The 23,311-nt window shown below is 69.8% G+C and carries 22 protein-coding genes, 1 tRNA gene and 1 riboswitch; of the genes, 15 read left to right on the top strand and 8 right to left on the bottom strand.

Annotation, left to right across the window (positions count from 1 at the left end):
* The first annotated feature begins 531 nt into the window (after positions 1-531).
* The 3 genes from ACZ7OI_RS05650 (at position 532) to ACZ7OI_RS05660 (ending at position 4,611) form a co-directional block, all read left to right on the top strand.
* Positions 532-1,113, top strand: coding sequence for a hypothetical protein (locus ACZ7OI_RS05650; protein WP_470262975.1), 582 nt, complete (start codon positions 532-534; stop codon positions 1,111-1,113).
* A gap of 139 nt (positions 1,114-1,252) precedes the next feature.
* Entirely contained in the window at positions 1,253-3,415 is a 2,163-nt protein-coding gene (locus ACZ7OI_RS05655; RefSeq protein WP_470263448.1) for a bifunctional MFS transporter/dTMP kinase, read from the top strand.
* Positions 3,412-4,611 carry a DNA polymerase III subunit delta' gene (locus tag ACZ7OI_RS05660; protein ID WP_470262976.1) on the top strand — a complete coding sequence of 400 codons (1,200 nt, stop codon included), beginning with the start codon at positions 3,412-3,414 and terminating at the stop codon, positions 4,609-4,611. The genes ACZ7OI_RS05655 and ACZ7OI_RS05660 overlap by 4 nt, the downstream gene beginning before the upstream one ends.
* A 66-nt stretch (positions 4,612-4,677) precedes the next feature.
* Here the strand turns inward: ACZ7OI_RS05660 and ACZ7OI_RS05665 are convergent, their stop codons facing one another.
* Positions 4,678-6,366 (bottom strand): hypothetical protein, encoded by a 1,689-nt coding sequence (locus ACZ7OI_RS05665; RefSeq protein ID WP_470262977.1) that lies wholly within the window; start codon positions 6,364-6,366, stop codon positions 4,678-4,680.
* 127 nt (positions 6,367-6,493) lie between these two features.
* On the opposite strand from ACZ7OI_RS05665, the gene ACZ7OI_RS05670 reads away from it, so the two are divergent.
* A tRNA-Thr gene (locus ACZ7OI_RS05670) sits at positions 6,494-6,567 on the top strand.
* A 94-nt stretch (positions 6,568-6,661) separates the two neighbouring features.
* Here the strand turns inward: ACZ7OI_RS05670 and ACZ7OI_RS05675 are convergent.
* Both ACZ7OI_RS05675 and ACZ7OI_RS05680 read right to left on the bottom strand, forming a co-directional pair.
* Positions 6,662-7,525, bottom strand: coding sequence for a hypothetical protein (locus tag ACZ7OI_RS05675; protein ID WP_470262978.1), 864 nt, complete (start codon positions 7,523-7,525; stop codon positions 6,662-6,664).
* Between the two features lie 37 nt (positions 7,526-7,562).
* Positions 7,563-8,147: a TetR/AcrR family transcriptional regulator gene (locus tag ACZ7OI_RS05680; RefSeq protein WP_470262979.1), complete on the bottom strand. Its 585-nt coding sequence runs from the start codon at positions 8,145-8,147 to the stop codon at positions 7,563-7,565.
* An 87-nt stretch (positions 8,148-8,234) separates the two neighbouring features.
* Between ACZ7OI_RS05680 and ACZ7OI_RS05685 the strand changes: the two genes are divergently transcribed.
* Positions 8,235-8,936 carry an SDR family NAD(P)-dependent oxidoreductase gene (locus tag ACZ7OI_RS05685; protein WP_470262980.1) on the top strand — a complete coding sequence of 234 codons (702 nt, stop codon included), beginning with the start codon at positions 8,235-8,237 and terminating at the stop codon, positions 8,934-8,936.
* Positions 8,937-8,941: 5 nt separating this feature from the next.
* Here ACZ7OI_RS05685 and ACZ7OI_RS05690 read toward each other — a convergent pair whose 3' ends face one another.
* On the bottom strand, positions 8,942-9,409 hold the full coding sequence (locus ACZ7OI_RS05690; protein ID WP_470262981.1) for an SRPBCC family protein: 468 nt from the start codon (positions 9,407-9,409) through the stop codon (positions 8,942-8,944).
* 132 nt (positions 9,410-9,541) lie between these two features.
* Between ACZ7OI_RS05690 and ACZ7OI_RS05695 the strand changes: the two genes are divergently transcribed.
* The 3 genes from ACZ7OI_RS05695 to ACZ7OI_RS05705 all read left to right on the top strand — a co-directional run bounded on the left by ACZ7OI_RS05695 (position 9,542) and on the right by ACZ7OI_RS05705 (position 10,848).
* On the top strand, positions 9,542-9,973 hold the full coding sequence (locus tag ACZ7OI_RS05695) for an SRPBCC domain-containing protein (RefSeq protein ID WP_470262982.1): 432 nt from the start codon (positions 9,542-9,544) through the stop codon (positions 9,971-9,973).
* On the top strand, positions 9,963-10,298 hold the full coding sequence (locus ACZ7OI_RS05700; protein WP_470262983.1) for an ArsR/SmtB family transcription factor: 336 nt from the start codon (positions 9,963-9,965) through the stop codon (positions 10,296-10,298). The genes ACZ7OI_RS05695 and ACZ7OI_RS05700 overlap by 11 nt, the downstream gene beginning before the upstream one ends.
* Positions 10,299-10,401: 103 nt before the next feature.
* Positions 10,402-10,848 carry a hypothetical protein gene (locus tag ACZ7OI_RS05705; RefSeq protein WP_470262984.1) on the top strand — a complete coding sequence of 149 codons (447 nt, stop codon included), beginning with the start codon at positions 10,402-10,404 and terminating at the stop codon, positions 10,846-10,848.
* 47 nt (positions 10,849-10,895) lie between these two features.
* Here ACZ7OI_RS05705 and ACZ7OI_RS05710 read toward each other — a convergent pair whose 3' ends face one another.
* Positions 10,896-11,354 carry a GreA/GreB family elongation factor gene (locus tag ACZ7OI_RS05710; RefSeq protein WP_449671601.1) on the bottom strand — a complete coding sequence of 153 codons (459 nt, stop codon included), beginning with the start codon at positions 11,352-11,354 and terminating at the stop codon, positions 10,896-10,898.
* Between the two features lie 122 nt (positions 11,355-11,476).
* Between ACZ7OI_RS05710 and ACZ7OI_RS05715 the strand changes: the two genes are divergently transcribed.
* The 3 genes from ACZ7OI_RS05715 (at position 11,477) to ACZ7OI_RS05725 (ending at position 14,028) form a co-directional block, all read left to right on the top strand.
* Positions 11,477-12,064, top strand: a complete 588-nt coding sequence (locus ACZ7OI_RS05715) for a TetR/AcrR family transcriptional regulator (RefSeq protein ID WP_470262985.1) — start codon at positions 11,477-11,479, stop codon at positions 12,062-12,064.
* A gap of 19 nt (positions 12,065-12,083) precedes the next feature.
* Positions 12,084-12,602 (top strand): gamma carbonic anhydrase family protein, encoded by a 519-nt coding sequence (locus ACZ7OI_RS05720; RefSeq protein WP_470262986.1) that lies wholly within the window; start codon positions 12,084-12,086, stop codon positions 12,600-12,602.
* Between the two features lie 48 nt (positions 12,603-12,650).
* Positions 12,651-12,738, top strand: a riboswitch (ZMP/ZTP riboswitch).
* 21 nt (positions 12,739-12,759) lie between these two features.
* Positions 12,760-14,028: a serine hydroxymethyltransferase gene (locus ACZ7OI_RS05725; protein ID WP_470262987.1), complete on the top strand. Its 1,269-nt coding sequence runs from the start codon at positions 12,760-12,762 to the stop codon at positions 14,026-14,028.
* Between the two features lie 40 nt (positions 14,029-14,068).
* Here the strand turns inward: ACZ7OI_RS05725 and ACZ7OI_RS05730 are convergent, their stop codons facing one another.
* Both ACZ7OI_RS05730 and ACZ7OI_RS05735 read right to left on the bottom strand, forming a co-directional pair.
* A complete protein-coding gene (locus ACZ7OI_RS05730) occupies positions 14,069-15,217 on the bottom strand; it encodes an RNA polymerase sigma factor (RefSeq protein ID WP_470262988.1) in 1,149 nt (382 codons plus the stop codon).
* A complete protein-coding gene (locus ACZ7OI_RS05735; RefSeq protein ID WP_470262989.1) occupies positions 15,214-15,621 on the bottom strand; it encodes a YciI family protein in 408 nt (135 codons plus the stop codon). Before ACZ7OI_RS05735 ends, ACZ7OI_RS05730 begins: the two co-directional genes overlap by 4 nt.
* A 204-nt stretch (positions 15,622-15,825) precedes the next feature.
* Between ACZ7OI_RS05735 and ACZ7OI_RS05740 the strand changes: the two genes are divergently transcribed.
* Complete coding sequence (locus ACZ7OI_RS05740; RefSeq protein WP_470262990.1) at positions 15,826-17,475, top strand: MDR family MFS transporter; 1,650 nt, start codon at positions 15,826-15,828, stop codon at positions 17,473-17,475.
* A 57-nt stretch (positions 17,476-17,532) separates the two neighbouring features.
* Here the strand turns inward: ACZ7OI_RS05740 and ACZ7OI_RS05745 are convergent, their stop codons facing one another.
* Positions 17,533-18,051: an inorganic diphosphatase gene (locus ACZ7OI_RS05745; protein WP_470262991.1), complete on the bottom strand. Its 519-nt coding sequence runs from the start codon at positions 18,049-18,051 to the stop codon at positions 17,533-17,535.
* A 172-nt stretch (positions 18,052-18,223) separates the two neighbouring features.
* Here ACZ7OI_RS05745 and dacB point away from each other — a divergent pair, with 172 nt between their 5' ends.
* The 3 genes from dacB (at position 18,224) to tilS (ending at position 23,309) form a co-directional block, all read left to right on the top strand.
* Positions 18,224-21,214 carry a D-alanyl-D-alanine carboxypeptidase/D-alanyl-D-alanine endopeptidase gene (dacB, locus tag ACZ7OI_RS05750; protein WP_470262992.1) on the top strand — a complete coding sequence of 997 codons (2,991 nt, stop codon included), beginning with the start codon at positions 18,224-18,226 and terminating at the stop codon, positions 21,212-21,214.
* Positions 21,215-21,324: 110 nt separating this feature from the next.
* Complete coding sequence (locus ACZ7OI_RS05755; protein ID WP_470263449.1) at positions 21,325-22,341, top strand: zinc-dependent metalloprotease; 1,017 nt, start codon at positions 21,325-21,327, stop codon at positions 22,339-22,341.
* Complete coding sequence (gene tilS / locus ACZ7OI_RS05760; protein ID WP_470262993.1) at positions 22,338-23,309, top strand: tRNA lysidine(34) synthetase TilS; 972 nt, start codon at positions 22,338-22,340, stop codon at positions 23,307-23,309. The genes ACZ7OI_RS05755 and tilS overlap by 4 nt, the downstream gene beginning before the upstream one ends.
* Positions 23,310-23,311: the final 2 nt, after the last annotated feature.

Raw genomic sequence — 23,311 nt, forward strand, 5'->3', positions numbered from 1 at the left:
GGGGTTTTTTTGGGGGTGGGGTGGGGGGGTGTGCCCCCCCCGGGTCGGGGAGCCGGCGCCCCCCCCCCCCCCCAAACCCCGACGCGATCCCGCGGTTGGGTCGCTGAAGAGTGGCTGGGTCTGGGGTGAATGGTGGCTCGGGCTGGGGTGCCGAAGGGGTGGTTGGGTCTGGGGTGGCGTCGGTTGGTTGGGTCGGGTTTGACTGAACCTGGGTGTGGGTTGGCTTATCGTCTGGCTCAGTTGGTCTCGGACGTTGTCGCCTGAAGAGGCCCCGCCTGGGAAATGGCGGCTCGGCACCCGCCCCGGCCTGCTCAATCTCAGCCCGGGGGCGGACCTTGCGCCTCTGAGCCGTCCCCAGTTCCTTCCGGCTGAAAAATCGCCACGCCGCCGTCTATCAGCGGTCACTGGCCTGGGTGGCGCGCGTCTTCGCGGGCGCGGGCAGTAGTGCTTCTGCCGCCATTGGGTGGATGCGAGGACCGGTACTCTCGCCGACACTGGACGCGGCGGACATTCCGTAGTGAGGTGGTCACCATGAGCACGAGCGACGGGACTCCGTTTTTTCCCGCCTCCGGGCCCGACCGGGACGGGACGTTGGACGGCGACGTCGGGGGCGAGCGGTTCTCCGATCCGTTGTCCGGGTTCGAGATGGCCTCAGGCCGCGGGCCCCGGCCGTTGCCGACCGCCAAGCCGGTCGAGCACGATCCGGAGGCGGTCAAGCGGATGGTCGAGGCCGCGCTGAAAGAGGAAGCCAAGAAGAAGGAAGTCGTCAAGACGCCGAATCCGATTCCGCCGTCGGAGCGGCCGGATCTGGTTCCGCTCGGGCTGCTGCCGCGGCAGCGGACGTGGCCGACCAAGGCTCCTCAGCTGTTGAAAAAGGTGCCCCTGCCGCGGCCGAAGCGAGTGACCGAGATCGCCGACGACGACATCGAGGAGGAGCTTGCCGGGCGGCAGAGCCGGCGCGGGATGCCCTCGATCAGCATGCCCAGTTTCGGCCGTCCCTCCAGCAGCACGGCGGGCGTGGTGCTCGCCGTGGTGTTGCTCATCGTGTTCGGAATTGTCGCGATCGAGCTCATCGCTAGCCTGGTGAGCAGTGTGAAGGGGCTGTTTGGCTGACCCCGCCCGCTCACCCATATCACGGGGCGTGCCCTACCCGCCTGCGCGGCGGGACTACCCTGGCCACCACACGGTCGGGGGATCCACAGGGGTCGCCTGACGCCGCCGTGACAAGTGGGGTGGGCGTATCAGCGAGGGCATACGGTCGGTGCCTGGCACCGGCTCGGGCGGATCGGGCGGGACGTCCACGATCCACCGGGCCCGCCGAGTGCTGGCGATCAAGCCATTCCGTCGGCTGTGGGGCGTCACGTATCTGTGCAGTGTCGCCGACTGGCTGAACCTGCTGAACCTGACCAGCCTGAGCACCAAGCTCCTCGACAACTACTCCGCGCAGAACTACGCGTTCGTCGGCGTCATCGTCACCGCGCTGCTGCCCGGCCTGCTCTTCGCGCCGCTCGGCGGCCTCCTCGCGGACCGGTTCGACCGGCGCAAGATCATGGTCTTCTGCGACCTGCTGCGCTGCGGGTTCCTGCTCTCGATCGCCGTGGTCGGCGCGCCGTGGTGGCTGTTCGTCGCGAACTTCCTGGTCGGCAGCTGCTCGATCATGTGGATCCCGTCCAAGGACGCGGCGGTGCCGAACCTGCTGCGCCGCCCCGAGCAGGTCGAGACCGCCAACCAGCTCGGCATGGTGATGACCTACGGCCTCGCCGTCATCACCGCCGCCGGCGCCAACGCGCTGATCCTCGGCGCGAACTCGACGTTCCACCTGTTCCAGGGCCCGGGCGTCGACCTGTACATCGCCAAGGTCGTCGTCGTCATCACCGGCCTGCTGTACCTGACCAGCGGCATCATCGTCGCCACCCGCATCCCCGAGCTGTCCCTGCGCGACGTCCACTCGACGCCGCAGCAGAAGGTCAAGCGGGCCGACGAGGAGAAGTTCGGCTTCGGCGCGATGATGCGCGACGGGCTGAAGTTCGTCCGCAGCACGCCGATCGTCCGCGGCCTGCTGATCGGTGCCTTCGGTGCCTTCGCGGCAGGCGGCGCGGTCATTGGCGCGGCCAAGCCGTACTCGTCCTCGCTGCTCGGTGGCGACGCGGCGTTCAACCTGCTGATGCTGGCCGTCTTCATCGGTCTGGCCACTGGTATGGCGCTGGCCCCGAAGCTCGCGCACCGGCTCCCGCACGACCGGCTGTTCGGCATCTCGATCGTCCTCGCCGGGCTTGCGCTCGGCGTCGTCGCGTTGTCGCCGCATCTGTCGATCTCGGTGGCCGCGGTCGCCTTCGTCGGCGTCTGCGCCGGCACCGCCTTCCTCACCGGTGTCACGATCATCGGCTCCCGCGTCGAGGACGCGATCCGCGGCCGGATCAACGCGATCTACCAGGCGATGCTCAAGATCGTGCTGTTCGGCGCGACGGTGGTCACGCCGGTGCTGATCGGCCTGGTCCGGCAGCGCAACGTCACCCTGTTCGGCACCCCGATCATCGTCGACGGCACCCGCCCGGTCATCCTCGGCGGCGGCCTGCTGGCCGTTCTGCTCGGGATCATCGCCTACCGGCAGATGGACGAGCGGCGCACCGAGAAGATCTTCAGCGACCTGCGCAACGCGCTGCGCCGCAACCCGCGCCGCGTCAACGGCTTCCTGATCGCCATCGAGGGCACCACCGCCGTCAACACCGCCGAACAGGCCGCTCGCCTTGCGCGCTGGCTCGGTACCGGCACGCGGCCGGTGGTCCTCACCGCCGACCCCGCGCTCGGCGAACAGCGCTTCCGCACGCTTGTTTCGGACGCCGCCCTCACCGGCGTGCGGGCGCAGGCGCTCGTCGCCGCGGCCGTGCGCGCCGAACTGGTGGAACGCCAGATCCAGCCCGCGCTCGACGCCGGGTCCGTGGTCGTCATGGAGCGCTTTGTCGACTCCCCGCTCGCGTCGCTGTCCGCGGCGGGCGAGCTGGACCGCGGCGAGCTGGAAGGGCTGGTCGACTGGGCCACCGGACGGCTCCGCCCGGACCTCACCGTGCTTCTCGACTCCGAGCACCCGGAGGATCCGCAGCCGTCGCTGAAGGACCAGCTGTGGGTGCAGAAGCTGCTCGCCGAGATGGCCGCGGCCGACCCGGACCGGTACGTGGTGGTCGACGCCGAGGGCTCCGACGGCGACGTCGCGGCCCGGGTCCGCAACGCCGTCCAGTCGGTCTTCGTCGGTTCGCTTGCCACGCTCGCCCCCACGGAACCGGCGGAGGAGGAACCCGAGCTGCCCGAGGACCCCGAGGACGCCGCCGCGGCGGACGTCGTCGAGGCAGCAGAAGCGGAAGCGGCGCACAACGGGGCGGACGCGCTGCCCGTGGTGTCCAAAGTGGAGGATCGGTGACGACTCCGATCGGCGTCTGGACGGAACTCGTCGGCCAGGAGCCTGCCATGGAAACGCTGTCTTCGGCGGCGTCGGCGGCGGCCAAAATCGTTGCCGGAGAAGCGGTCGCGCCAGCGGCGATGACGCACGCCTGGCTCCTTACCGGACCGCCGGGCTCCGGCCGTTCAGTCGCCGCGCGCACGTTCGCCGCGGCACTGCAGTGCAGCACCGGAACCGGCTGCGGCGCGTGCCCCGGCTGTCGCACGACGATGGCCGGAACCCACGCCGACGTGCGGCTGGTCGTCCCGGAAGGACTGTCCATTTCGGTCGCCGAGATGCGCGCGCTCGTGCAAGCGGCGGCGCGCCGTCCGACGACTGGCGAATGGCAGGTCGTGATCATCGAGGACGCCGACCGGCTCACCGAGGGCGCGTCGAACGCACTGCTCAAGGCGGTGGAAGAACCGCCGGCGCGCACCGTGTTCCTGCTGTGCGCACCGTCGGACCACCCGGAGGACGTCTCGGTCACCATCCGCTCGCGGTGCCGGCTGGTCCCGCTGCGCACCCCGCCCGTCGAGGCGATCGCGCAGGTGCTGATCTCCCGAGACGGCGTCGATCCCGAGCGCGCCAACTGGGCCGCGGCGGTGTGCAACGGTCACGTCGGCCGGGCGCGCCGGCTCGCCACCGACGAGGCCGCTCGGCAGCGTCGTGCGACCGTGCTGCGGATCCCGCTCGGGCTGCGCCGTCCGGACGACGTTTTCACCAGTGCTGACCAGCTGATCAGCGCGGCGGAGGCGGACGCGGGCGAGGCGAGCAAGGGCCGCGACGAGCAGGAGCGCTCCGAGCTGCGCACCGCGATGGGCGGCGACGGCACCGGCAAGGGCGTCGCCGGAGCGAAACGTGCCGCCGAAGCCGCGGTGAAGCAGCTGGAGAAGCGCCAGAAGTCCCGTGCGACGCGAACCCAGCGCGACACGCTCGACATTGCTTTGGTGGATCTGGCCGGGTTCTACCGCGACGTGCTCGTGACGACTTCGCGCTCCGGTGCGACGCTGACGCATCCCGACCACGCCGAGCAGATCAGCTCGGCCGCGGCGGCTTGGTCGCTGGAATCGACGATGCGCCGGTTGGAAGCGGTGCTGGAGTGCCGCGAGGCGATCGGGCTGAACGTGAAGCCGCGGATCGCGGTGGAAGCCATGGTCACCACGCTTCGCCAAGGCTGACTCAGACACCAACGGAAACGGCCCCCTCGCCAGCAGCGAGGGGGCCGTTTCCGTGACTAGCGAGAGTCAGTCGCGCGGATGCGGCGACGGCTTGAACGGGGTGTCAGCACCGCCGGACGGCCGCTTCAGCACCAGCGCGGGACGTCGCCGGTTCGGGAACGCCGCGACCATGACGACGCCCATCAGCAGCATCGCCGTGCCCGTCCAGAACAGCGGCACCGTGTCGTACGCGCCGTTCGTGTAGGCCAGGTGCTTCACCGGACCAGCCGGTGCGGCACCGCCCTGCGGAGGAGCGGGCGGAGTCGTCGTCGAACCGCACACGACACCGCCGGTCGGGGCGTACGCGCGGGCGATCTGCTCGCCCAGCGACAGCTGCGCCAGCGACGACGGCAGGTTGTCTCCTGCCTGCTTCGGCAGCAGTTCCTTGAGCTTCTGCGTCGGCAGGACCTGAACGTCGAGCAGCCGTGCCGCCGCGCCGATCTGGTAGCCCTTGAACGGCTTGGTCGCTTCGGACTGCTTCTGGTCGAGGTTCGCGATGCTCAGCCGCAGCACGCCGAGGTCGAGCACCTTCCCGGTGGTGTCGCCGAGTTGCTGCAGGCCCTTCGTCGCGGTGGCGACCAGACCGCCGACCACCGGCACGTTGTCCAGCGCGCCGAACTGGTCGCTCAGCTGCGAGAGCGGCAGGCCGATCGGGATGTCCTTGGTCGGGTGCGCCGCGTCGAGCGTGTACAGCGTCTTGCCGCCGGCTCCGATGGTGATCACCGGTGCCTGGTAGTCCACTGTGGACGTCTTCGCGTCACCGGTGGAGGTGACGGTGAGCGTCGGCTGGCTGGCCACCTTGAGGTTCAGCTCGAGCGGCGTTCCCTTGAGGATGTTGATGTCCGCCGCCTGCAGCGTGGACCTTGACTGCACGGCCTTGTTCTTCGAGCCCGGGATGTCGACGAGCTTGACCTGCGACCGCGACGACAGCGTGTTCGGCAGGCTCAGCAGCGAACCGGTGCCCACGGCGGGCGTCTGTCCGCCGCCGGGCAGCAGGCCGCCGAGGCTCTGCAGCCCGCTCTTCGGGTCGAAACCCTGCGCGAGCTGAGTGCCCTGCGGCAGGTTCAGCCCGCCGCCGCCGAGCAACGGGACCTGCGGGAGCGTCGGAATGACGTTCAGCAGAGACAGGCTCGCGACGGACGTGCTGGCGTCGGCGATCGTGTCCACGCACGGGCCGAGCGATTCGCTCCAGCGGGCGTGCGCGGTGCCGTTGAGCAGCCCGATGTTCAGCAGCGGGTTCGACGGCGCGTTCAGGCCCCCGCTGATCTCCTTCGGGTTGTCCGGCAGCGCCGTCTGCACGAGGCTGCCCGGCGTCTGCGGAGCCTGGCCCCCGACGGCCAGCCCGAACGGCGACGATTGCGCGATCGACTTCTCGTAGGCCAGGTACGCCTCCGAGTTCGCCGACGCGCTGGACAGGCCCATGCCCGCCTCGAGCGCGGACTGCTTCGGCAGCGTCTGTCCGAAGCCGGGAAGGATCGTGCTCGTGGTGACCGAGTTCGGCAGCAGCCGCAGGACGCCGAGCGCCGTGCCCGCGTCGCCGACCGCGTGCCCGAGCGGCTGCGGCCCGACGGGCGCGGACGCGGGCGGCTGCGAGGGATTGTTCGGCTGCGGGATCGGCGTCGTCGGAATCTCCTGCGCACCAGCCGGCGCGGCCAGGAGCAGCAGCAACGCGGCAGTGGCGGGCAGCGCCAGCGCACGGGGCAGTCTTCGCTGCATGTGCCGGGTCCTCCAGATGATCGCCGGGTCGGGGAGTGAGACCGAAGTCATAGGAGCCTAACGACGCGGCCCCCGCAAGGTGACGCACCATGCCTCCGCTACACTGATGACCGTCGCACAGCGGCATGCCGCCTTAGCTCAGTCGGCCAGAGCGATTCACTCGTAATGAATAGGTCGGGGGTTCGATTCCCCCAGGCGGCTCCGCAGGTCAGGCCCCATCCGAAGCAGTTCGGATGGGGCCTGACTCGTTTCGCGGGCAGCTGCTCGGCTTCCCCGAATTCACCCGTTAGGGGAGCTAGCTCCGTTCCGCGAGCAACTCCAGCCCGCCAGACCCGAGCCGCAGCACTGACGGCACCAGTTCCGTCGTCTCGTACGGCGAACCGAGCGCCTGCTCCCGGACCGTGTCCGCCAGTCCGGAGCCCTCCCTGGCCACGTACATCTCGTCCGGGCAGGGCAGGCCGACGATCAGGTCTCCGGTCCCGAGATGCGGCGACAGCTGGGCGTGCAGATCGGGCAGCGCAAGCGCGGACGCCGCCAGTTGGTTCTCCCTGGCCAGTGAGACCAGCACGTCCTCGCCCGAACTGCTGACCTCGAACTTCAGCCCGCGGACCAGACAGCCGAACCCGACGTCGAACAGTTTCTCGAGCGGCGCGCCCATCTGCTCCTGCTCATGCCGGGTGATGTGCTCCATCCCGATCTTGCCCGCGGGAGTCCGCGACACCACCGCGAGCGCGACCGACAACTTGCCGGGCACGAGAGGGCGGTGCGGCAGTGCTTCGAGCAGTCCGCCGCGCGGTGAGGACGCGCTCCAGAGGATCGGCAGTATCTCCTCGGCGCTTTTCCGCTGCTCGGTTTCGGCCATCACCGCGCGGGCTTCGGCGAACGCGCGGTCCCATTCACCGTGAGCGGGCCGGGTGAAGCTGTAGGTGCACTCGGCCTTCCGGAAGTTCTTGGCCATGAATTTCTGGTCGGCCGCGGAGGGCTGCCATTCGCTGTACACCGCCAAAACGGCGGACCCACGCACTTTGTGCTGCTGGCGGACGCTCGTCCACGCCTGCTCGACGGCGTCCTCGGCCTGAGTGGGCGCGCTGGCCAGCACTGGTTCGGGGAGGCCTTTGATTCGGAAGACTACGAGGTTCTGGGAAACGTCATCGTTCATCGGATTCCCCTGGGGGAAAAGGATCTTCGCATGCTTCCTAGCTACCACAACCGGCGCGCAGTCCGGCGAGGCTGAACGAGAGCGTGCGCCGCCACGCGTCCGGTGTTGCCTCAACGGTCTCGCGCACGATCAGCGCGTTCGTGAAGATCAGCAGCATCAGATCTTCGGGCGTGACATCCGCGCGCAGGGTTCCGGCCCGCTGCGCGCGTTCGAGCAGTCGTACCGACTTCGCGAGTTCGGCCGTGCACCGCGCGGTCAGCTCCGGCGCGTCCTGGAGCTGCCGGCTGACCGCGTCCCGGAACGCGGGGTCATCGGCTTGCTGTTCGCACAGCACGGTCACGTAGGTGACGAACGATTCCCACGGGTCGTCGACCGCCTCCGCGCGACGCATCGCCTCGGCCATCCGCTCGGCGACTAGTTCGGGCATCACCGCGTCGATCAGCCCTTCGCGCCCGCCGAAGCGGTTGTAAAGCGTTCCGGCACTGACGCCCGCCCGCTGCGCGATCTCCTCCAGCGGCACCGCCAAACCCTTCTCCCGGAAGGCTTCCGCCGCCGCGGCGAGGAGTCGCTCCTGGTTTCGCCGCGCGTCTCGCCGCAGCGTTGGCTTCCCCTCCGTTTTCACCAGGTCATCGTAGGTCCGGGCGAGAAAGTTGACAACGGTCTCAACTTGGCGCCAAAGTTGAGACCATCGTCAACTTATGGAGGTTCCGTGTCGAAAACCCTGGTCCTGCTCGGTGCTGGCACCGGCCTTGGCCCCGCGATCGCCCGGCGCTTCGGCCGCGAGGGGTTCCGGATCGCCCTCGTCGCGCGCAACCGTGAACGGCTCGCAGCCTTGGCTGATCAACTGGGCGCGGAGGGCATCGAAGCCGCGGCGTTTCCCGCGGATCTCGCGCGTCCGGCGGAGATTCCCGCGCTGGTCGACGAAATCCGCAACCGCTTCGAGCGGATCGACGTGGTGTCGTACTCGCCGTTGGACCTGAACGGTTTCACTCCCGCCGCCGACTTGACCACCGCGACGGCACAGCGGCTCCTCGACCTGTACTTCCTCACCCCGATCGCTTTGGTGCAGGCCGTTTTAGGGGAACTGCGCGACCGCGGCGAGGGCAGCATTCTGATCAGCCAGAGCGTCTCGGCCACCCAGCCCGCTCCCGTTCTCAGCGGCATCGGCCCGGCGATGGCCGCGACCCGCAACTACCTCCAGAGCCTGGCGGCGGAAATCTCGCCCGACGGCGTGCACGCGGCGACGCTTCAGATCGGAGCCATGATCCAGGGAAGCGCCGTCCACGCCGCTCTGCTGTCCGGAGCCATCGAGCCTAATTCCGAGTTTCCGGAGATCGACCCGGCCGACATCGCCGAGACGCTGTGGGAGATGCACGTCAAGCGCGACACCTCCGATCTTCAGCTCCCCTGAGGGAATTACTCGGCAGGCTGTCCTTCCGGAGCCTCCGATTTCGGGATCGGCTTGCCCGTGCCGGTGGTCAGCAGCGCGTGCAGGCTGGTGTTGACGCAGCTCGTCCAGCCTCGGGAGCAATCGCGGTAGCAAGCGCTTTCCGGGGTCAGGCCGTGGTGGGTGAAACGCAGCGTCGTACCGGCTGGGCCCGGCGTGAGGTCGAAGGTCATCCGGGTGTCGGTCCATTCGTCGTGCTGGTCGATGAAGGCGATGTACGCGTCTTCGACGTGCCAGGCGATCCGGCGGCCGGGCACGAGTTCGGTGACCCGGATCCGGCTCGTCGGGATGCTCTTGTCGATGAACGAGAACGCGTCGCCGACCTCGGTCGCGGTGCCGGTGATCGACTCGCTGAACCAGGCCCGGACGTCGGTGACCGCGGCGAAGACCTCTTCGGGGGTGCGGTCGACGGTCAGCTCTGTGGTGAAGGAGTTCATCGGTCTTCCTTTCGGCAAGTAGTGCAACTGAACTCGGCAAGTAGTGCAACTGAACGGTTGCGACACTATGGCAACCAGATGGTTGCGTCAAGGGAGTGTGGTTGCCTAGGCTCGGCCCGGAAGGAGCACGGCATGGGGTTTCCCGACCGCATCGAGCGGACGGTCGAGCTGGCGCAGCCGCCTGCGGCGGTGTGGACCGCGCTGACCACGGCCGACGGCCTGCGCGCCTGGTTCGGCGACGAGGCCGAGATCGACCTGCGTCCGGGCGGTCTCGGGCGGGTCGCGTGGATCGGCGAACGCACCGCTGAGATCCGGGTCGAACGCGTCGAGGAGGCCGCGGTGTTCGGCTTCACCTGGCAGGTCGACGGGATGCCGGAGGGCGACCCGCGGCGTACGTACGTCGAGTTCACGTTGCAGGCGCGCGACGGCGGAACCCGGCTCACCGTGGTCGAATCCGGATTCGCGCAGCTGCCGGACAGCCAGTACCCGGCCACCTACCGCTCGCACCTCGAAGGCTGGGCACGGGAACTCGAAGAGCTGGCGGCCAGTCTCGATGCCGGCTGATTCCGAAGCGGTCGCCGAGCAGGTTTTCGCCGCGCTCGCCGATCCGACCCGGCGCGCGATCCTCGCCGAGCTGGCCGCGCGCGGTCCGGCGACGGCGACGGATCTCGCGGCCCGGCTTCCGATCACGCGGCAGGCGATCGCCAAGCACCTCGGCCTGCTGTCCGACGCCGGGCTGGTCGCCGCGGAACCCGGTGAGCGGCGCCGCGTGCGGTACCGGCTCGATTCCGCGCCGATGCGGGTCGCGCAGCAGTTCCTCACCGCGCTCGCCCGGGACTGGGACGGTCCGCTCGCGGCGCTCCAGGCTCATCTCGACCGCGGAGAATGACTCGCGATTTCACTCATGTGAGGGACCGAGTCGGCCGACTGGCCAGCGGCAAAGGGCCGGAAGAACGAGGGCGCGCCGCGCCGGTCCCGGTTGACTGGAAGCCATGAACAACGTGCGGAACAAGGCGGTACTGGCCGCGACCGGGATCGCGGCGCTGGCCACGGTCGCGTCGTGCGGCGTCGGCGCCTCGATCGAGGAGAAGTCGAACGGCCATGTGAAGACGGTCTCCTACGACACCGGAAAACAGGGCAAGGCCAACCCGGACGCCCGGCTTCCGTCGTGGGTGCCCGACGACGCGAAGTCGGTCACCGAGCTGATCCGCACCACCGGTTCGGAGCGGATCCTGCGCTACCAGCCGGGACCGTCGGGGCTTCCTTCCCTTTGCCAGCCAGGAAAAGCTGAGGCGAAAGCCCCGACGCTGAACGCGGACTGGTGGCCCGCGGGCGAGCACAAGCGGATGGACAAGGACTGCGGCGGCTGGCATGTCGCGGTCGAGAACGACGGGGTTTACGCGTATCAGGCCGAAACGGTGGCCGGCGCGGACAAATGACAATGGCCGCCCCGGAAACCGGGGCGGCCATTGTCTGTCCTATGTGGTCAGTTGGCGGGCGGGGTCAGCTTCAGCACCGTCGCGGTGGCCTGTCCGCGCGGGGTGCGGTAGCTGATTTCCTCGCCTGCCTTCGCCTTCGACAGCGCGATGCCGAGCGGGCTGTCCGAAGTGATCGCGTCGGCGTCCTCGCCGGGAAGGGTCACCACGGTGAACTCTTCCTCGTCACCGTCGGAAAAACGCAGCGAAACACGCGTGCCGTCGGGAAGCAGCGAGCTGTCGTACGCGCCGTGCTCCAGCTTCGCGGTGACGTCGGCGATCTGCCGGTCCAGTCGCGCCGCTGCCTCGGCGCGGTCGATCACGTCCGCCTGGTCGGCGGCGTCCCCCGTGCGTTCCTGCTCGCCCGGCTGCGGCGCAAGCGCCTCCCGTTGCGCGCGCAGGTCCGCGATTTCCTTTTCCAGCTGACGGCGCGCCGCCTCGCTGAGCCCCTTGTCCCCTGAGATCACCATGCCGGGCATTGTCCGCTGCGCGGACCGGGGTGGCCAATCCGGTTTTTCACCCGCCGGAAGACGTTGGGACGACTGGCCTAGGATTCAGGGCCGCCGTCCTGACAAACGTAACGAGGATCACCGTGAGCGCCGTGCCCGGCCGCAGCACCCAGCTGTCGCCCAACCAAGTGCAGAAGCAGGAACAGATCGTGGAGGCGGCTCGCAAGGTCCTCGCCCGCGAGGGGCTCGCCGGCTGCACGGTACGCGCGATCGCGGAGGCCGGACCGCTCACCAAGAGCGCGATCCACTATTACTTCGCCGACATCGACGTGCTCATCGACCGGGCGATGGCCGCGCACATCAACGCTTTCGCGGCAAATCTGCGCAAGGTCGCGGACAAGCACTCCGACCCGCGCCGGCGGCTTTTCGCGGTGACCGAGGCCTACCTCGCCGAGTTCGCCGACCACCCGCGCGGCGCGTTCCTCTGGTTCGAGTACTGGGTCGCCGCGGGCCGGGCGCAGCATCCGCAGGCGATCGACGCCATGCTCACCTCGATCACCGAGCTGCTCGTCGAACTCCTCGCCCCGCTCGACGTCGACGACCCCCGTGCCCGCGCCCGCTCGCTGCTGAGCTACCTGCTCGGCGCGGTGGTGCAGCAACGCGTCCGGCCGCGGTCGTCCGCGAGCCTGCGCGGCGACATCGAGGCGCTCTGCTTCGCCGGATACCGCTGACGCCGCTTAGGCTCCGGGCATGCCTTTGTTCTCCTTGGACGGCGTCAGCCCGCAGGTCCACCCGGACGCCTGGATCGCCCCCACCGCCACCCTGATCGGCAACGTGACCGTCGAGAAGGACGCTTCCGTTTGGTACGGCGCGGTGATCCGCGCGGACTTCGGCCCGATCATCATCCGCGAGGGCGCGAACATCCAGGACAACTCGGTGATCCACTCCGGACCCGAGACGACCGAGGTCGGTCGCAACGTGACCGTCGGGCACCAATGCCTCGTGCACGACTGCACGGTCGGCGAGCAGGCGTTGATCGGCAACGGTTCCACGGTGCTCGACCGCGCCGTGATCGGAGCGCGCGCGTTCGTCGCCGCGGGGTCGACGGTCACGCCGGGCACCGAGGTCCCGGCGGAGATGATCGCGATGGGCAGCCCGGCCAAGAAGTTCGTGGAACTGACCGATTCCGCGCGGGTGTGGGTCGACCACAACGCGGCGGTCTACCAGGAACTCGCGCGACGCCACCGCGGCGGCCTCGAGCAGGTCTGAGCCGGGTTCCCACGGACCGGAGGGGGCTGGCGGAGTGCACTAAACTGCTTCCGCAGCAGCGACTGGCGCCATTCAAGAGGTGGAGCACCACCGGGGAGCGACGACGAGGCCGGCACCGCGCGCCTGGGTGAGGGCCACTGCAGAGCCGGAGTACGCCATGACACACCAGCCCGCCTTGTCCGCACTGTCCGCGGCGGATCCGCAGATCGCCGGTCTCGTCGAGGACGAGGCGAAACGCCAGCACGACAAGATCCGCCTGATCGCGTCCGAGAACTACGTTTCGCAGGCGGTGCTCGAGGCCACCGGCAGCGTGCTCACCAACAAGTACTCCGAGGGCTACGCCGGCAAGCGCTACTACGAAGGCCAGCAGTTCATCGACCAGATCGAACAGGTGGCGATCGAGCGAGCGAAGGCGGTGTTCGGCGCCGACCACGCGAACGTCCAGCCGTACTCCGGCTCCCCGGCCAACCTCGCGGTGTACCTGGCGTTCGCCAAGCCGGGCGACACTGTGCTCGGCATGGCGCTGCCCGACGGCGGCCACCTCACACACGGTTGGAGCGTGTCCGCCACCGGCAAGTGGTTCACGCCGGTCCGCTACGGCGTCCGGAAGGAAACCGGCCGCGTCGACCTCGACCAGGTCCGCGACCTCGCCCGCCAGCACCGGCCGAAGCTGATCTTCGCGGGCGGCACGGCCATCCCGCGCACCATCGACTTCCCGGCGTTCGCGGAGATCGCCCGCGAGGTCGACGCCGTGCTGGTGGCCGACATCGCGCACATCGCCGGCCTGATCGCGGGCGGCGCGCACCCGTCGCCGGTCGGCCACGCGCAGGTCATCACCACGACCACGCACAAGACGCTGCGCGGTCCGCGCGGCGCGATGATCCTTTCCGACGCCGAGCACGCCAAGGCCGTCGACAAGGCGGTGTTCCCCGGTCTGCAGGGCGGTCCGCACAACCACACGACGGCCGCCATCGCGGTCGCGCTGGGGGAGGCGCAGCAGCCGTCGTTCTCCGACTACGCGCACACGATCGTCGCGAACGCCAAGGCGCTGGCCGAAGCGCTGGTCGAGCGGGGTTACGACCTGGTTTCCGGCGGCACGGACAACCACCTGCTCTTGATCGACCTGACCAACAAGGCGGTGCCCGGCAAGCCCGCCGCGCAGGCGCTGGACCGCGCGGGCATCGAGCTGAACTACAACACCGTGCCGTTCGACCCGCGCAAGCCGTTCGACCCGTCCGGCATCCGGCTGGGCACGTCGGCGATCACCACGCGCGGGCTCAAGCCCGAGCACCAGGTGCAGGTCGCGGACTGGATCGACCGGACCGTGACCGCCGCCGCGGCGCAGCAGGACGGCGCGCTGGACGCGATCGCCGCCGAGATCCGCGAGTTCCTGCAGCCGTTCCCGATTCCGGGCTACAGCGAGTGAGGTCGTGAGTGGCGAAGCCGGTTAGAACCGGCTTCGCCACTCACGAGCTTTTGAGCTGGGTGTTGAGCCGCGCCGCCTGCCGGGTCAGGTGGTCGCGCTCGGCGAGGTTCGGTGCCTTCTCCGCCGCCTCGCGGTACAGCTGGGCGGCAGTGGCGAGGTCGCCGTCGCGTTCGTGCAGGTAGGCCGCCACTGCGGCATGCCGGGGCAGTTTGTCGTCCAGTTCCGACAGCGCCTTCAGCCCGGCGCGAGGTCCGTCCGCCTCGCCGACCGCGACCGCCCGGTTGAGCCGGACGATCGGGCTGTCGGTCAGCGCGAGCAGCTCGTCGTACCACTCGACGATCTGCACCCAGTCGGTTTCCTCCGCCGCGAGAGCGTCGGCGTGCAGCGCGGCGATCGCGGCTTGGGCTTGGTACTCGCCCAGCTGGTCGCGGGCCAATGCCGCCTGCAGGATGTCGACGCCCTCGGCGATCAGCCGGGTGTCCCAAACGCCGCGGTCCTGTTCGGCGAGCGGCACGAGGCTGCCGTCCGGCTTCGTCCGCGCGGCCCGGCGCGCGTGGTGCAGCAGCATCAACGCGAGCAGACCGGACACTTCCGGATGGTCGAACCCCGCCGCGAGCTGCCGGGTCAGCCTGATGGCCTCGGCGGCGAGGTCGAGTTCGCCGGAATAACCCTCGTTGAACACCAGGTACAGCACGCGCAGCACGGTCGCGACGTCTCCGGGCGCGTCGAACCGCACGCTGGACACCGTCTTCTTCGCGCGGCTGATCCGTTGCGCCATAGTCGCTTCCGGCACCAGATACGCCTGCGCGATTTGCTTCGTCGTCAACCCGCCGACCGCGCGCAAGGTGAGCGCGACGGCCGACGACGGCGTCAAAGACGGGTGTGCGCACAGGAAGTAGAGCTGAAGCGAATCGTCCACTGCGGACGCCGGACCGGGCTGCGGCTCGGCGTCGATCGCCACTTCCCGGCCCCGGCGCGAGGATTCCGACCGCGTGGCGTCGAGGAAGCGACGCCACGCAGCCGCGATGAGCCACGCCTTCGGGTCGCGCGGCGGATCCTCCCGCCACGCGTCCAGCGCGCGGATCAGCGCCTCCTGCACGGCATCCTCGGCCGACGCGAAATCCGCTCCGCGCCGGACGAGGATGCCGATCACCGCGGGCACGAGCTCCCGCAGCAACTCCTCGTTCATTCGGTGACCGAGGGCGTCACGCCGTAGCAGGGGCGCAGCTCGAGCCATTCGTGGATCGGCTTGCCGCCCGCGCCGGGTGCCGCGGAAAGCTCTCCGGCCAGTTCGAGCGCGCGCTCGTAGCTGTCGACGTCGATGAGCATCCAGCCCGCGATGACGTCCTTGGTCTCGGCGAACGGACCGTCGGTGACCGGCGGGCGGCCCTCGCCGTCGTAGCGGACGAAGGTGCCTTCCGGCGACAGCGCCTGCTCGCTGACGAACTCGCCGGTCTCCACGAGCCGGTCCGCGAAGTCGCGCATGTACTGGATGTGGGCGGTGACCTCCTCGGGCGTCCACTGGTCCATGGGGACGTTGTTCACCGAAGCCGGCGCGCCGCGGTAGTGCTTGAGCAGCAGGTACTTGGCCATCGTGGTTCTCCTCCGTGCTGGTGGCGGCTCGTTGCCGTCACGTTCGCGCCAGGGACGGAGCCGGTCGCGCGTTCTCGACATCGCCCGGCAGGAGACTAGCGTCACACGATATTTGGTTGATGAATGCAAGTTTTTCGGGAACAGTTGTGACGAGCAAGTAGTTGAGGGATACAAGCAAGTACTCGGGCACTGAGGGAGACCACCATGAGCGACACCGCCACTGCGGAAGGGGGCGCCACCACGAACGGACGGCTTTCACACCGACAGATCCTCACGGTTCTGTCCGGACTGATGCTCGGCATGTTCCTGGCGGCCCTCGACCAGACCATCGTGTCGTCCGCGATGAAGACCATCGCCGACGAACTGCACGGACAGAGCCTGCAGGCCTGGGCCACCACCGCCTACCTGATCACCGCGACGCTTTCCACGCCGCTGTACGGCAAGCTGTCCGACCTCTTCGGCCGCAAGCCGATGTACCTGACCGCGATCTCGCTGTTCCTCGCCGGTTCGCTGGCGAGCGCGATGGCCGGGTCGATGTACGAACTGGCCGCGTTCCGCGCGTTCCAGGGCCTCGGCGCAGGCGGTCTGATGTCGCTCGCGCTGGCGATCATCACCGACATCACCTCGCCGCGGGAACGCAGCCGCTACCAGGGCTACTTCATGGCCGTGTTCGGCGTTTCGAGCGTCGCCGGCCCGGTCGTCGGCGGGTTCTTCGCCGGACTCGACTCGTTCGCCGGCCTCACCGGCTGGCGCTGGGTGTTCATGGTGAACGTCCCGATCGCGCTCGCCGCGCTGGTCGTGGTGAGCAAGGTGCTGAACCTTCCGCACACCCGCGTGAACCAGAAGGTCGACTTCCTCGGCGCCGGCGCGCTGACGCTGGGCCTCGTGCCGCTGCTGCTCGTCGCCGAGCAGGGTCGCGAATGGGGCTGGGGTTCGCCCGCGTCACTGGCGATGTACCTGGTCGGCGCGCTCGGCGTGGTGCTGTTCATCCTGCAGGAACGCCGGATGGGCGACGCCGCCCTTTTGCCGCTGCGGCTGTTCCGCAACTCGGTGTTCCGGGTGTCGACGATGGTCACCGTGATCCAGGGCATCGGGATGTTCGGCGCGATGATGTCGCTGCCGCTGTACCTGCAGATCGTCAAGGGCGCGACGCCGACCCAGGCGGGCCTGCAGATGCTGCCGCTCACCCTCGGGATCATGGTCGCGAGCCTCGGCAGCGGGCGGATCATCGCCCGCACCGGCCGGTACAAGGGCTTCGCGGTCGCCGGACTCGGCCTGATGGCCGCGGCGGTGTACTCGTTCTCGATGATCGGCGTCGACACCGCGCTCGGCGTGGTCATGGCCATCGCGTTCGTGCTCGGACTGGGCCTCGGCTCGACCATGCAGACGCTGACCCTGGCCGCCACGAACGACGTCTCGCCCCGCGACATCGGCGTCGCGACCTCGTCGGTCACGTTCTTCCGGCAGATCGGTGGCACGGCGGGCACCGCGGTGTTCCTGTCGATCCTGTTCAGCACGGTCGGCGACCGGATCGCGGCGGCGGTCCGCTCGGCGATGGCCTCCCCGGCTTACACCGCGGCGCTGGCACAGCACCCGGAGTTCGCGCGGCAGATGGCGGGCGGCGGGCTCGACGTGAACGACACCTCGTTCCTGTCGACGCTCGACCCGGTGCTCGCCCGGCCGATCCTGGAAGGGTTCTCCAGCTCGATGAGCACGGTGTTCCTGATCGGCGGCGCGGTGCTGACCGTCGGGTTCGCGCTGGTCTGGCTGCTGCGGGAGAAGCCGCTTTCGGACAAGTCGGCCATGGAGCAGCGCGCCGAGCAGGAGGCGAGCGAACTGGCCCTCGCGGGCTGACCGGGAAGTAAAAAAGGGCCGTCCACCAGGCAGGTGGACGGCCCTTTTTCGCGTGACTCAGTGGTGCGCTCCGCCGTTGATCTCTTCCTTGGCGAGGCGATCGGTCTCGCGCTCGTACGAGCGGGTGATCTCGGCCTCCGCCTCGGCGCGGCCGACCCAGCTGGAGCCCTCGACGCTCTTGCCCGGCTCGAGGTCCTTGTAGACCTCGAAGAAGTGCTGGATCTCGAGCTTGTGGAACTCGTTCAGGTGGTGGATGTCGCGCAGGTGCTCAAGGCGCGGGTCGTTCGTCGGGACGGCGAGGACCTTGTCGTCCGGGCCCTTCTCGTCGGTCATCCGGAACATGCCGATCGCGCGGCAGCGGATCAGGCAGCCGGGGAACGTCGGCTCCTGGACCAGCACGAGCACGTCGAGCGGGTCGCCGTCCTGGCCGAGCGTGTCGTCGATGAAGCCGTAGTCGGCCGGGTACTGGGTCGCGGTGAACAGGGTCCGGTCGAGCTTGATCCGACCGGTCTTGTGATCGACCTCGTACTTGTTGCGCTCCCCCTTGGGGATTTCGATCGTGACGTCGAATTCCACGGCCGTCCTCGCTGCTTCTTGAATCTCGGTGTCCCACGCGCTCGTGGGCGGCAACCTAATGACCTCGTTGACGTCACTAGTGTGGACTACGCCCCGTCGGCGGGTCGCGCCGATGTCGGCCAGACGGCATGTGACCTTGGCCCCTCCGGGGGCGGGTGAGAAGGAGTGGTGGGTGCCGGAAAACGACCAGCCGAGGTGGCCCACGGGCGATGAGGACACCTCGTCCCAGGCGGACCGGGCGACCTCCCGCCTCCCCCTGCCCAAGCGCGACGCGGGAGCCACCGCGCAGCTCTCCGTGCCGAATGTCACACCGGGAGACGGGCCCGGATCGTGGTTCAAGCCGAACGTCCCGCCGGAGGAGGTCCCCGGGCTCAACGCGCCCTCGGACGCTCCCGCCGCGCCGCCGGAACCGCCCCGGTCGAACCTCGCGGACCGGATGAGCGGCACTTCGGTGCCCGGGCCTTCCAGCCGTGCCGAAGAGCCGAAACCGCAGGCACCGTGGGTGCCGGTGGAGGGGCCGACCCGGTTCGTGGCCGGGGTGCCACGGCCGGGCGACAACGCGGGCCGTCCGGACGCCGAGGCGACTGTCCAGTCTTCGACGGTCGATTCGTCGGAGGGTGCCGCGGAGAAGACTTTCCAGGTTTCGCAGCAGCAGCGGAGGCCGTCGGCGGAGGGGGCCGCGGAGCAGACGGTCCGCGCGCAGCCGAACGTTTCGCCTGGTCAGGCTGGGGATCAGGAGTCCTCGCCCGCGTGGCAGGCCGCGCGGAAGCCGGGGAACTCGCTGTTCGAGCCCTCCGGGTCCGGTTCCGGTTCCGGGGCTTCGGGCGGCGAGCAGGGGTGGAAACCGTTCCAGTCCGGTCAGACCGGTCAGTCCGCTGAGCCTGCGGGGCAGCAGTTCGCCGCGTTCCGGGACGAAAACCCTGGAACGGGCGAAAACAACCAGGGCTGGGCGGCGTTCCGCCCGATCGTCGCGCGGGACGAGCAAGGGGAGGAGCCGCCCAAGGAGGGGTGGACCGCCTTCCGCAGCGACTCCGGCGACTCGGGTGCCGCTGGACCGTCCGACCAGGGGCAGGGGCGAGGCAACGCGCAACCGGGTCGCGGTGGGGACGACCGGACTGGCTTCCGGGGCGAAACCGCTGGCTCCGGCTCGGCCCAGCCCGGACGCGCTGGCGACGGATCGGCGGAGAACTGGCCCGGCTTCCGCGGCGAAACCGGCCAGGTCGCTGGGTCCGCGGCCGCTCGGCTCAATCCGGGTCAGTCTGGCCGTGCCGGGAGCGAGTCTCAGGAAAACTGGGCTGCCGGCGCCAATCCAGGTCAGCCTGGCCGTGCCGGGAACGAGTCCCAGGAAAACTGGGCTGCCAGCGCCAATCAAGGCCAGGGCCGTCCCGGGAACGAGTCTCAGGCGAACCGGAACGAATCCGGCTCCGAGCAGTGGTCGCAGCAGATCGAGATCCCCGTCCGTCCCGGTCTGCCCGAACCGCAGCCCGGCACCGTCCCGCCCGCGGGTGCGGGCCACGTGCGGCCGATGCGGATCGACCCGACCGGTGGGCAGTTCCCGGCAGAGGCGACCGTCGGGATCCCGCGTCCGGCCGAGGGCTTCTCCGGCCAGGGGCCGTCCGAAGCGACCGTCGGCATCCCCGCACCCGCTGAAGGCTTCGCGGAACGCCCAGGCCCGGAGCAGATTCAGCCGCGCGCCGCCGCGGAGTCCCCGGAGCCTCCCGCTGGCGCCGGGCCGATCCCGCCTCAGGGCGACGCGCCTCGTCCGGAGGGGAAGAAGCCGCGCCGGAAGGTACTGATCCTGGCGCTCGTCGTGCTGCTTCTGCTTGCCGCCGCGGGTGGCGCGTCGGCAGTGCCCGCCGTGTCCAACCGGCTCGGGTTGCCGTGGGCGCCGAACGCGCCGAAGGGCAGCGAGCCCGACCCCTCTGACGCCAGCCTCGCGCTGCACGGTCCGGACACCTCCGCACAGGGCCCGTCCGCGAGCGGCGTCGCCTCGAAGCTGTCCGGTCCCGCCGGCGCGGCGGCGCTTTCCCAGCTCAGCGGCAGTGTGATCGACCCGGCCAACGGCACCGTGTTGTGGGACCACGCGTCGAACACGCCGCTGACCCCGGCGTCGACCACGAAGATCCTCACCGTCTCCGCGGCGCTGCTCGCGATGGAGCCGACGAAGCGGATCTCCACCAAGATCGTCCAGGGCGCGCAGCCGGGCACGGTCGTCATCGTCGGCGGCGGCGACCCGTCGCTGACCGCGCTGCCGGTCGGCACCGATTCGCCGCTCTACCCGGGCGCGGCGCACGTCGACGACCTCGTCAACCAGGTCAAGAAGGCCGGCGGCAACGTCACGAAGGTCCAGCTCGACGCGAGCGCCTTCAGCGGCCCGAACACCGCGCCGGGCTGGGAACCGGGCGACGCGCCGTCGCTGTACGGCGCTCCGATCGTCCCGGCCATGACCGACGGCGGACGCGGCAATCCGAAGGCCGACGAGACCATGCGCTCGGGCAACCCGGGGACCGCGCTCACCCAGCTCGTCGCGGAGAAGCTCGGTGCGAGCCCGGCCGGCCCCGCCAAGGCGCCGGAAGGAGCGAAGGTGCTCGGCGAAGTCCAGTCGGCTCCGCTGCCGGACCTCGCGTACGCGCTGCTGCAGATCTCCGACAACGTGCTCGCCGACTCCCTCGGCCGCCAGGTCGCGATGGCCACCGGCGGGGAAGCGTCGTTCGCCGGTGCCTCGGCCGCGGTGAAGAAGGTGTTGGCGGACCACGGTTTCGACGTCAACGGCCTTCAGCTGTTCGACACGAGTGGACTGTCCAATCAGAACAAGGTGCCGGCCAGGCTGCTGGCGCAGGTGCTCGCCGCGGCGGCCGGCCCGGACGGCAAGGACCCGAACACGCCGAAGCTGCGTCCGCTGCTGGCCGGGCTTCCGGTCGCGGGCAGCCCGGAAGGCACGCTGCACGGCCGGTACCACTCGGACCAAACCCAAGGGGGCAGGGGCTGGGTGCGGGCCAAGACCGGCACGCTCACCGGCGTCAACACCCTCGCCGGGTATGTGCTCGACAGCGACAATCGCGTGCTCGCGTTCGCGTTCATGTCCAACGGCTCGGACAAGAACTCGGGACAGGCGGCGCTCGACGTGCTGGCGACGGCGTTGCGGGGCTGCGGCTGCAAATAGCCCGGCACTGGGCCGACTCGCTGAACCCGCTCGGCTGAACTGCCCACGATTCCGGACCGGAAGGTAGCGTCGGAAGGGTGAGCCAGGAAACCGAGACCCGACGGCGGCCCATGGTCGACTGGGACCGGGCAGCCGCCACCGGCGCGCTGCTGGTGCGAGGCGGCCCGCAGGTCGCCCGAGGCGAGGCCGACCGCGCGGTGGTCGACCTGCGGGAGCTGACCGCCGAGGCGGAGGGGCACGTCCGCGAGCTGACCGGCCTCGGCCTCGACCTGCCGCTGCTGCCCGGCACCGTGGTGGACCGGCCCGGCTGGGTCCGGTCCGCGGCGTCCGGCCTCGGCGTGCTCACCGGTCGCGCGCTGCCCGCGGCGCAGGGCGGTCCGCTCGGCCCGATCCTGGCGTCCGGCGCGGGCGTGCAGACCGGGCTGTTGCTCGCGTTCCTGGCGTCCCGCGTGCTCGGCCAGTACGACCCGTTCGGCGGCGAGGAGAACAAGGGCGAACTGCTGCTCGTCGCGCCGAACGTGGTGGCCGCCGAACGCGCGCTGAAGGTCCCCGCGCGCGATTTCCGGCTGTGGGTCTGCCTGCACGAATGCACGCACCGGCTGCAGTTCACCGCGGTGCCGTGGCTGCGCGACTACTTCGCCGACGAGGTCGAACGACTTGTGTCCGGGCTCGCGGAGAGTTCCACCGACGGCCTGGCCGAGCTGGTCGGCAGGCTGCCCGACGCGCTGCGCAACCGGGGCAAGGGCGGCGGCATCGCGGAGTTGCTCCAGTCGCCGAAGGAACGTTCGGTTTTCGACCGGTTGCTGGCGATGTCCACCCTGCTGGAGGGCCACGCCGACTACGTGATGGACGCAGTCGGCCCGCAGGTCGTGCCCAGCGTCGAACAGATCCGCGAGCGCTTCACCGCGCGTCGCCAGGGCGGCGGGCTTTTCGACCGGCTGCTGCGTGCGGTCCTCGGCCTCGACGCGAAGATCCGCCAGTACGAGGAAGGCGCGAAGTTCACGCGGCACGTGGTCGACGCGGTCGGGATGGACGGGTTCAACAAGGTCTGGCGCTCGCCGAACACGTTGCCGACCCGTGCCGAGATCGCCGACCCCGCGGCCTGGGTGCGGCGACTGCACGGGTGAGCGCGCTCGCCGCGGTCCGGACAGCGGTCCGCGATTTCCTCGCGACGGTCGCTGTTCCGAGCGAAGTGTGCGTCGCGGTGTCGGGCGGCGCGGACTCCCTAGCGCTCGCTGAAGCGACGGCGTACGTCCTTCGGCACCGAGACGTCCGTACGCGGGCGCTCGTCGTCGACCATGGCCTTCAGGCCGATTCAGCCGCTGTTGCCGCCGAAGCGGCAACCGTCGTGAAGGGCGTCGGCATCGACGTCGTCGAGGTGCACGCTGTCCACGTCGTAGGCAAAGGCGGCCCCGAGGCGGCCGCGCGCGCTGCGAGGTACCACGCGCTGCGCGAAGCGTTGCCAAACGGCGAAGGGCTCGTACTGCTCGGCCACACCCAAGACGACCAAGCCGAGACGGTGCTGCTCGGTTTAGGCCGAGGTTCCGGACCGCGATCGCTGGTCGGCATGCGTCCGCACGATCCGCCGTGGGGCCGTCCGCTGCTCGGCATCACTCGCGCGCAAACCGTTGCGGCGTGCGCAGAACTCGGCCTAGAGCCGTGGCAAGACCCGCACAACGCCGATCCGCGCTTCACTCGCGTACGGCTGCGTACGGAAGCACTGCCGCTGCTGGAGGACGTGCTGTCGGGTGGAGTCGCTCCAGCTTTAGCCCGTACGGCCGCACAGCTGCGCGAAGACACCGAGGCGTTGGACACACTCGCCGCGCGCGTGCACGAGCGCGCGGCCCGCGAAGACGACCTCGATGTAGCCGTGCTCGCGGCCGAGCCCGCTGCGCTGCGCAGACGGGTTCTCCGCAGGTGGCTGCTGGACTCCGGGGTCCGCGAGCTGACCGACGCGCATCTGCGTTCGGTCGACGCGCTCGTGGGTCGTTGGCGGGGTCAGGGCGGGGTGTGGCTGCCAGGCAACTTGGAGGCTCGACGGCGGCGTGGCAGGCTTTCGCTTGCCGGACCCGAACCCACCACCCGAGGGGAATGACC

The sequence above is a fragment of the Amycolatopsis sp. NPDC114503 genome, from assembly GCF_055633655.1.